General features: G+C 28.1%; 14 protein-coding genes. 6 read left to right on the top strand and 8 right to left on the bottom strand.

The genetic code is table 11. The features are described 5' to 3' along the window. Positions 1 to 38 precede the first annotated feature (38 nt). From NSA58_RS11750 to NSA58_RS20730, 6 genes are all read right to left on the bottom strand, one after another. A complete protein-coding gene (locus NSA58_RS11750; protein ID WP_039679504.1) occupies positions 39 to 257 on the bottom strand; it encodes a hypothetical protein in 219 nt (72 codons plus the stop codon). A 100-nt stretch (positions 258 to 357) separates the two neighbouring features. After that, positions 358 to 561 carry a hypothetical protein gene (locus NSA58_RS11745; RefSeq protein WP_139045035.1) on the bottom strand — a complete coding sequence of 68 codons (204 nt, stop codon included), beginning with the start codon at positions 559 to 561 and terminating at the stop codon, positions 358 to 360. A 57-nt stretch (positions 562 to 618) separates the two neighbouring features. Further along, complete coding sequence (locus NSA58_RS11740; protein ID WP_074080159.1) at positions 619 to 1002, bottom strand: sensor histidine kinase; 384 nt, start codon at positions 1000 to 1002, stop codon at positions 619 to 621. 108 nt (positions 1003 to 1110) lie between these two features. Beyond that, on the bottom strand, positions 1111 to 1356 hold the full coding sequence (locus NSA58_RS11735; protein ID WP_161791916.1) for a sensor histidine kinase: 246 nt from the start codon (positions 1354 to 1356) through the stop codon (positions 1111 to 1113). Between the two features lie 97 nt (positions 1357 to 1453). Next, positions 1454 to 1675, bottom strand: coding sequence for a helix-turn-helix domain-containing protein (locus NSA58_RS20735; RefSeq protein WP_330376062.1), 222 nt, complete (start codon positions 1673 to 1675; stop codon positions 1454 to 1456). Between the two features lie 20 nt (positions 1676 to 1695). Beyond that, positions 1696 to 1827 carry a hypothetical protein gene (locus NSA58_RS20730; RefSeq protein ID WP_330376058.1) on the bottom strand — a complete coding sequence of 44 codons (132 nt, stop codon included), beginning with the start codon at positions 1825 to 1827 and terminating at the stop codon, positions 1696 to 1698. Between the two features lie 18 nt (positions 1828 to 1845). Here NSA58_RS20730 and NSA58_RS11725 point away from each other — a divergent pair, with 18 nt between their 5' ends. From NSA58_RS11725 to NSA58_RS11715, 3 genes are read left to right on the top strand one after another with little or no spacing between them, the layout of a single operon-like run. Continuing rightward, positions 1846 to 2118, top strand: coding sequence for an NAD-binding protein (locus NSA58_RS11725; RefSeq protein WP_257560492.1), 273 nt, complete (start codon positions 1846 to 1848; stop codon positions 2116 to 2118). Positions 2119 to 2144: 26 nt separating this feature from the next. Next, positions 2145 to 2807: a potassium channel family protein gene (locus NSA58_RS11720; protein ID WP_074429857.1), complete on the top strand. Its 663-nt coding sequence runs from the start codon at positions 2145 to 2147 to the stop codon at positions 2805 to 2807. A 1-nt stretch (position 2808) separates the two neighbouring features. Next, complete coding sequence (locus tag NSA58_RS11715) at positions 2809 to 4281, top strand: TrkH family potassium uptake protein (RefSeq protein WP_079764846.1); 1473 nt, start codon at positions 2809 to 2811, stop codon at positions 4279 to 4281. Between the two features lie 291 nt (positions 4282 to 4572). Here NSA58_RS11715 and NSA58_RS11710 read toward each other — a convergent pair whose 3' ends face one another. Further along, positions 4573 to 5247, bottom strand: a complete 675-nt coding sequence (locus tag NSA58_RS11710; protein ID WP_039677952.1) for a beta/alpha barrel domain-containing protein — start codon at positions 5245 to 5247, stop codon at positions 4573 to 4575. Positions 5248 to 5444: 197 nt separating this feature from the next. On the opposite strand from NSA58_RS11710, the gene NSA58_RS11705 reads away from it, so the two are divergent. After that, the gene (locus NSA58_RS11705) at positions 5445 to 6083 is read left to right on the top strand and encodes a nitroreductase family protein (RefSeq protein WP_039677951.1); all 639 of its coding nucleotides are present in this window, start codon (positions 5445 to 5447) and stop codon (positions 6081 to 6083) included. Positions 6084 to 6162: 79 nt separating this feature from the next. Here NSA58_RS11705 and NSA58_RS11700 read toward each other — a convergent pair whose 3' ends face one another. Further along, positions 6163 to 6765 carry a helix-turn-helix domain-containing protein gene (locus NSA58_RS11700; protein WP_039677950.1) on the bottom strand — a complete coding sequence of 201 codons (603 nt, stop codon included), beginning with the start codon at positions 6763 to 6765 and terminating at the stop codon, positions 6163 to 6165. A 220-nt stretch (positions 6766 to 6985) separates the two neighbouring features. On the opposite strand from NSA58_RS11700, the gene cysK reads away from it, so the two are divergent. Together cysK and epsC are read left to right on the top strand one after the other, a co-directional pair. Further along, positions 6986 to 7882 carry a cysteine synthase A gene (cysK, locus tag NSA58_RS11695; protein WP_074429859.1) on the top strand — a complete coding sequence of 299 codons (897 nt, stop codon included), beginning with the start codon at positions 6986 to 6988 and terminating at the stop codon, positions 7880 to 7882. A 14-nt stretch (positions 7883 to 7896) separates the two neighbouring features. Next, positions 7897 to 8463 (top strand): serine O-acetyltransferase EpsC, encoded by a 567-nt coding sequence (gene epsC, locus NSA58_RS11690; protein ID WP_039677948.1) that lies wholly within the window; start codon positions 7897 to 7899, stop codon positions 8461 to 8463. Positions 8464 to 8609: the final 146 nt, after the last annotated feature.

Here is an 8609-nt window from a genome sequence, read left to right as displayed (position 1 = left end):
ATTCTTAAAATAAGAGTTTTCATTGGAAGTGTTAAACTTTATTTATTATTAATCATTTCTGTAAAATAACTTTCTGAAAAACTAGATATTTGTGCAAGTGAAAGATTTAATAATGACCAATAAATTTTAAACTTTTTAGATTTACGCTCTACTACAGCCCATCCTTTTCGCTGATAAGCATCTATATATTCTCTTTCTTGATTTTTATTTACTCTTATTGTTTTATATTCATAATCAACAGATTTATTACTTTTCATATATATTTACCATTCCTTTTCTATAAGTGATTTATTAACTTAATTATGACAATCTTATATTGCTGTTTTTTAAAAGAAATGTTTAAGAATTATTAATTTATTAATTAAAGTAATCTATTTGTTTCATACAATGCTCAAAGTTTCTTTGCAACCTAGTTAATTCTACATTATTCATAATTTTACGATTACGTTTTAATCTTATAAATGAGTTTCCTTTTTCTGAAATAATGCTAGAATTTATATCAGTTTCCCAACCGAAATTATTATATCTATCTATATACATAGAAACCTTGCTACTATCCACTTGAATTTCTTTATATTCATATCCTATATAACTCTTTTTTTATTCTCCATATCCATTTTATAAAACATCATCTACTTCATTTAACATATTAATAGGGAACTTAATAGTAAATGTTGTCCCTTCATTTAATTTACTTTCTACCTCTATGCTTCCATCATGAATTTCTAAAATTCGTTTTACTAATGCTAAACCTAACCCATTTCCTTCCATAGAGTGAGATGTATCTCCTTGATAAAATTTATCAAAAATATGTTTTATAGTTTCCTCACTCATTCCACAACCATTATCATGTATGCATACAACAACTTCACTCTTAGTGCAATATTGACTTAATATTATTTTTCCTCCATTTGGAGTAAATTTGATGGAATTAGATATTAAATTTATCCATACTAGTTCCATAAGATTTTCATCAAAATTTACAATAAGTCTATCTTCCATATCTAGTTCAATTTCAATATATTTTTCTTCCCAAATATATTCATATTTAAATATACATTCAGATAGTTGCCTATATAAATCATAATTTTCATAAGTTGGATAAATATGTTATTTTTCTAACTTATTTATTTTAAGCATATCATTAATTAAAGTAGACAATCTAGTTGATGATTGATTAATTATCGATACATACTCTTGCCTAACCTCTTCATCTAAATTAGTTTTTTTTAATATTTCTGTACTATTTTTAATAATAGAAATAGGTGTTTTGATCTCATGGGAAATATTTGAGAAAAAATCAGTTTTTAAAGTTTCAATACTACCGAGTTCTTCTACCATTTTGTTAAAATCCATAATCATAATATCTAAATAATCTAATTTATCATTTGTATGAAGAGATTCAATATAAACTGAAAAATGCGTATTTCTTACTGGATAATTAGTCTTTTTATCATTTTAATACCGCCTTATATCCAATTCCTCTTACTGTTTTTATTTCAAAACTATCACAGTTAGAAAACTTATCTCTAAGCTTCGTAATATATACATCTGCTGCACGCAAATTACTATCACTATCTAATCCCCAAAATTCATCCATTAATTGTGCTCTTGAAAATGTCTTATTTGGATAAGATAATAGTTTATATATAATATTAAATTCCCTTGTAGTAATTGGTATCTCTTCATCACATACTATGCACTCATAGCATCAGCATCTAAAACTAAGTTTCCTACATTAATATGTCTATTTATCTCTATATTTGCGCGTCTACATAAGGCATTAATTCTTAATACTAATTCATCTAATTCGATTGGCTTTACCATATAATCATCTATACCTATGTGGAAGTTTTAGTTGAAGCAGGAATAAAAAAAGCAGATACTTTAGTTTGTGCCACAAATAATGATAATACAAATATAATGATTTCAGAAATTGGAAAGGAAATTTTTAACGTGGAAAATGTAGTGAGTAGATTATATGATACAGAAAAAGAAATTGTTTACAAGGATTTTGATATAAATATAATTTATCCAACTAAATTAACTATTAATGAATTTGAAAAATTACTCGGAAAAATGAAAACACAGTATATAGAAGATAGAAAGGTAATATAAAGAAAAATTAATGAGGAGATAAGAAAATGAATATATTAATTGTTGGTGGAAGAGATACTACAGAATATTTATTAAATTCATTAAGTAATAAATCTCATAATATAACTTTTATACATGATGATTATGATTATTGCAAAAATATATCAAGAAAATATGATGTAACAGTAATTTGTGGTGATGGTAGTAAACCTTATATATTAGAAGAAGCAAAGATAAATAAAAATAATGTTGTTATTGCAATGACAAGCAGCGATAGTGATAATTTAGTTATATGCCAACTTGCGAAGAAAGTATATGGTATAAAAAAAGCTTTTGCTACAGTTTGCAATCCCAAAAATGTGGAAGTTTTCAAAAAATTAGGTATAGATACAGCCATAAGCGCAACTTATGTTGTAGCAGAGATGATTGAACAAGTTACAACAGTAAATGAAATTTATAATTTTATGCCTATTGAAGATGGATCAATATCTATAATTGAAGTAGTAGTAAAAGAAAAGTACCATATAAGTAATAAGTTACTAAAAGATATAGAATTTTCACAAGATGCTATTATAGGATGTATTATTAGAGGCAAACAAAGTATAATCCCAAATGGGAATACAAAAATATTACCTCATGATAAGCTTATTATATTGTCACCACCTAATTTACAAAATACAATTTTGAACAATGTGGTTAGAGGTGCATAAAATGAAAAGCAAATTATCAAATAATATAATTATATCTTATATAGGTGTATTTTTAATTATAATAGGTGTTATAAACTTAATTCCATTATTAGTTTTAGTTGCATATCCTGAAGAATTTATTTATGGAAAGTATTTCTTTATCCCAGGAGTACTTTCCATGATTTTAGGGTTAATAATTAAAAAACTTATTCCGATTAATAAAAATAAAAAATTATCAGTGGGAGAAGATGCTGTAATAGTAACTTTAACATGGATATTAGCTATATTTATATCAGCCATGCCTTTTTACTTAAGTGATATGCTAAATTTTACTCAAAGTATTTTTGAAGCTGTCAGTGGATGGACAACTACTGGTCTTTCTGTGGTAGATGTGGATAATTGTCCTAAAATTTATCTGATTCACAGGAGTATAATGAACTTTTTTGGAGGCGTGGGGATTGTACTTGTAATGGTATCAGCTCTTTCTGCAACTTTTGGAATGAGTTTATATAATTGCGAAGGTCATTTAGATAATTTACTACCTAACTTATTAAAATCATCCAGATTGATATTATCAATATATAGTGGCTATGTTATATCAGGTATAGTGTTATATTGTATTTTTGGAATGCCTTTATTTGATGCTATAAATAATTCTATTGCAGCTTTATCAACAGGAGGTTTTGGTGTAAGAAGTGAAAGTATAGGAGCATACAATAGTTTTTCCATAGAGCTTGTAACTATTATTTTAATGTTACTTGGAACAACAAATTTTGCTGCTCATTTACTTTTAATAAAGGGTAAATTTAAGAAATTCTTTCAATTGGGAGAAATTAAATTTATGTTTTTTATTTTAGGTATATGTGTACCTTTAGTTGGATTTTTCTCTTTGAGCTACCTATATGGAAATGTATATATAGGTCTTAGAAGGTCTATGTTTGAACTTATATCTGCGCTTACAACTACAGGGTTTTCTACGGTAACTTATAATGATTGGAATGGTTTTGCCATATTTATTATGATAATACTTATGATAATTGGTGGTGGAGCAGGATCTACTGCAGGAGGAATTAAGTTATATAGAGTTTATATATTATGTAGAAATTGTATATGGAATATAAAAAGTAAATTTGCTTCACCTCATTTGGTGAATGAGGATTATGTATACAAGCCTGAGGGGAAAGTATATATAAAAGATAGTGATAGAAAAGATATATCTAATTATGCATTTATGTATATGACTATATATGTGATAGGTGTATCCATAATGTTATTAAATAATTATTCACTTCAAGACTCCTTATTTGAATTTGCATCTGCCTTAGGTACAGTGGGATTATCAGTAGGAGTAACATCACCAATGGCACCAGCTATTATATTATGGACAGAAATATTTGGTATGCTATTTGGACGTCTTGAAATTTGGGTTATAATAATTGCTGTCATTAAAATTTTAAATAATATGAAAAGAGAAAAAATAGAATATAATTTTTAATATGTATTTATAATCTGAATAAATTTCTTATAGAAGGGGATGATTTGCAATGTATTTTTATGAAGATTTGGCAATATCAATGAAAAAACTAAGTAAAAGAGGAGTTTTATCTTATAGTAAAAGATAAAGATATAGCAAATACAATGACAATTTCTTGGGGGTATATGGTATACAGCTACAATATGTGAAATACATTGACTTTGTAGATAAAGAAAAATTTCCAGCATAACTGTAAAAGTATTATCTTATGGAGATTATAAAAGATAAAAAAGCAGTGATTTTCACTGCTTTTTAGTGATGCTCCAAATTACTTCTATAAGAGTTCATCACACCTTTAAAAAGATGAGGAACAGTTGGTGGTGTCCAAGTTATGGCATTGGCACCAGCTCTTATAGTTTCTCGTATGGTTTCGTCACTTGGTCCACCAGTTGCTATAATAGGAAACTTAGGATATTCTTTTCTTATTTTAGCAACTATTTTTGGAGTATCTTTTGATGCAGATACATTTAATATGCTAGCACCTGCATTTATTCTTTCTACTATATCCGTATCCTCACTTATGACACTAACAACCACTGGAATATCCAAAGCATCAGACAAACTTTTTAGGGTTTCGTTAGATGTTGGTGCATTTACAACAACGCCTATAGCACCTTGTATTTCAGCGTTTGTACCCAACATAACAGAACGAAGACCTTTTGTAAGACCACCACCGACCCCAGCAAATACGGGTATATCAGCAGCTAAAAGTAAAGCTTGAGTAATTACTGGTTGAGGTGTAAAAGGATAAACTGCTAAAATTGCATCTGCATTTACATTTCTTATGATTGCTAAATCTGTTGTATATACTAAGGACTTAATTCTTTTACCAAAGACATTAATTCCACTACATTCTCTGATGACTTCTGGGACACGAAGAAAAGATTTTCGAAGAGTTCCATCAATGGCTGTTGGCATCTCTTTCATATAATAAACCTCCAATTCAAAAAAGGATATTTTAAACAAAAATTATAATTTCTTATTTAATATCTCCAATGAGATTAATTTCTATGTAGAATAAGGCTTATTAAAATCTTTACATTAATAAATAAAAGTATTTGACAGAAAATAATCTAGTGTATATAATCAATTTGAATAAGATTACATTATAAGGAGTAGTACTAATGGTAAATTTAGATTTAATACATAACCGTAAAAGTGTTAGAAAATTTAAAAGTACTGAAATACCAAGAGAAGATATTTTAGAACTAATTAAAGCAGGAACAGAAGCTCCATCACCAAAACATCAGCAAAATTGGCATTTTGTTGTATTACAAAATAGAGATATAATAAATGAAATGGCAGAGATAGTAACTAAAAGTCATGAAAATATAGGGTCACTTGCTAAAAATGAAAAGGATTTTAAAAAGCATATGAGTGTGATTAAATATTATACCAGCTTTAAAAATGCTCCAGTAGTTATCTTAGTTTATGCTTGTGAATATGATATGATAGAATATAAAATTTTAAAAGAAAATGATGCCCCTAAGGAAGTCTTAGATGTATTAGTGTCACCTCAATCAGGAGCACAAGGTATAGGAGCAGCAGTGGAAAATATATTATTAGCTGCAACTGAAATGGGTTATGGAAGTTGTTATATGACAGGTCCAACACATGCTAAAACAGAAATAGAAAATCTTATAGGATTCAATAAGGAAGGCTACGAACTAATGTCAATGATATCAATAGGAGTGCCAGACGAAAATACTCCACCTAAGCCACCTCGTAAGCCATTAGAAGATGTAGTTACATTTATAGATTAATAAAAAATTAGCTGTGCTCGAGGCACAAAGTTGTAAATTAAAAACAGTAGATTTGCATATGCAAATCTACTGTTTTTAATTATTCTTCTTCAGCATTAATATTATATTTTTTTACTTTTCTATAAAGTGTGGCTATTCCAATGTTTAATGCCTTTGCAACTTGTTTCATTTCTTGTGTATTACTTCCGTATTTTTTTATTGCTTTTTCAATTTCTTGTTTTTCCAATTCTTCAACAGTTCGAATTTCCTCTTTGTACATTTCATCTAATTTATAAGAAATTAAGTTAGACATACTACTGATAAATTCGCATAATTCTTGATCCTTAGATAAAATTTTATTTTTGTCTTCCTCTGTGAAAGCTGCGATACCAAGTATTCCGATATTGTGATTGCCAAGTCTTATAGGAGTACAAATGTCAGCTAACTCTTTGCAATCTTTGCTATGGATACAATCTTTGCAACTATGTTCTATTTCCCGATTGATAATGTAAGATTCTCCAGATATTAATACATTAGAATAAGCAGATTTATCAGATATTTTTTCATCAATTTTATCTTTAAAAATTCCTGTGCCGGCTATTCTTACTAAATCTTTTGACACTACAGTAACATCTACATCAAGTACGGTTGAAATGTTTTGGCAAACGCTTTGTATATAATTTTTTATATCAATTAATTTCAAAATTTAACCTCCCAACATATTTTATTTTAAAAGATGTGGTTTATTTAAGTATACCATATTATTATTGTTAATTTTTATCAATTTTAATATTTTAAAACAGGTAAAATTTTGAAATATAGAAAGAAATTATCAAAATGATAATAAAATGCTTGTGTTATCAAAATGATAATGCTACAATAATATTATCATTTTGATAATTAAAATGTTGGGAGGAATAAAAATGATATATAAAGATGGATTGGAGTTAATAGGTAACACACCTATTATATCTTTAGATAAAATAGGATATGAAAATGTATATGTGAAATTGGAAAAATATAATCCAGGAGGAAGTATAAAAGATAGAATAGCACTCTCCATGATTGAAGGAGCAGAGAGAAGAGGAGTATTAAAAGAAGGTAGTGTATTGGTTGAGGCTACAAGTGGAAATACAGGTATAGGTATTGCCATGGCAGGAAATCTAAAAGGATATAAAGTTGTGATTATAATGCCAGAAACTATGAGCATTGAAAGAAGACAGTTGGTAAAGGCTTTTGGAGCAGAACTTATTTTGACTGAAGGATCAAAGGGAATGAATGGTTCCATAGAGAAATTGAAAGAATTATTAAAAGAAAATGAAAATTATATAAATCTTGGACAGTTTGAAAATGAAGACAATCCAAAAGTGCATTATGATATTACAGGACCAGAAATATATAAAGAAGTATCAGATGTAAATGTGATAATAGCAGGAATTGGTTCTGGTGGAACTATAAGTGGTATTGGAAAGTTTTTAAAAGAAAAAGATGAAAATATAGAAGTGGTAGGTATAGAACCAAAATCATCACCATTGATTACTGAAAAAAAGGCAGGTCCACATAAAATCCAAGGAATAGGTGCAAACTTTATACCTAAAAACTATGATGAAAATATAGTAGATAAGGTAATAACAGTAAGTGACGAAGATGCTTTTAATATTGTTAGATTACTTGCAAATAAATTGGGAGTATTAGTGGGTATATCTTCTGGTGCAAATGTATTTGGTGCAATAGAAATTTCTAAAAAGTATCCTGATAAAAAGATAGTAACTATTGCTCCAGATGGAGTAGATAAATACATGTCCATGGGAATTTTTTAAGGAGGGGGTAGACTATGCTTTTTCAACATATGAGAGCAGATATAAATTTTATAATGGAAAATGATCCAGCAGCCAGAAATAAGATAGAAGTATTTTTGTTATATCCTTCTGTTCACTCTCTTATAATGTATAGGATATCTCACTTCTTTTATACAAAGAAAAGATTTTTTATTGCTAGATTAATTTCTCAGACTAGTAGATTTTTTACTGGAATAGAAATTCATCCAGGAGCACAAATAGGTATGGGTACACTTATAGATCATGGAAGTGGAGTAGTTATAGGAGAGACCTCCATAATTGGAGATAGAGTTACTATATATCAAGGGGCCACTATAGGTGCAACAGGAAATGAAAAAGAATTTAAAAGACATCCTACACTAGGGGATGATATTGTAGTTGGATCTGGAGCAAAAATATTGGGTCCGATTAATATAGGGAATCATTGTAAAATAGGAGCTAATTCAGTAGTTTTAAGAGATATGCCATCAAATAGTACGGCTGTAGGTATTCCTGCAAAAATTAAGTATAACACATGCAATATGGATAAAGAAGAAATAGACAATGTTATATATTTTATATAAATAAGAGAGGTTAACACCTCTTTTTTTCATGTAAAAAAGAAATTGAGCAATCTAAAATTAAATGATTCAAATGAAAAAATAATATTAAAAACTTATTCAAAACATACATTAATTTAATTTTAGAAGGTTCCGAGGAATATAGAGCA

This window comes from Terrisporobacter muris, from assembly GCF_024621905.1.
Lineage (GTDB): Bacteria > Bacillota > Clostridia > Peptostreptococcales > Peptostreptococcaceae > Terrisporobacter > Terrisporobacter muris.
Note: the sequence above shows the minus strand (reverse complement) of the source record. Positions and strands in the feature narration are given on the sequence as shown.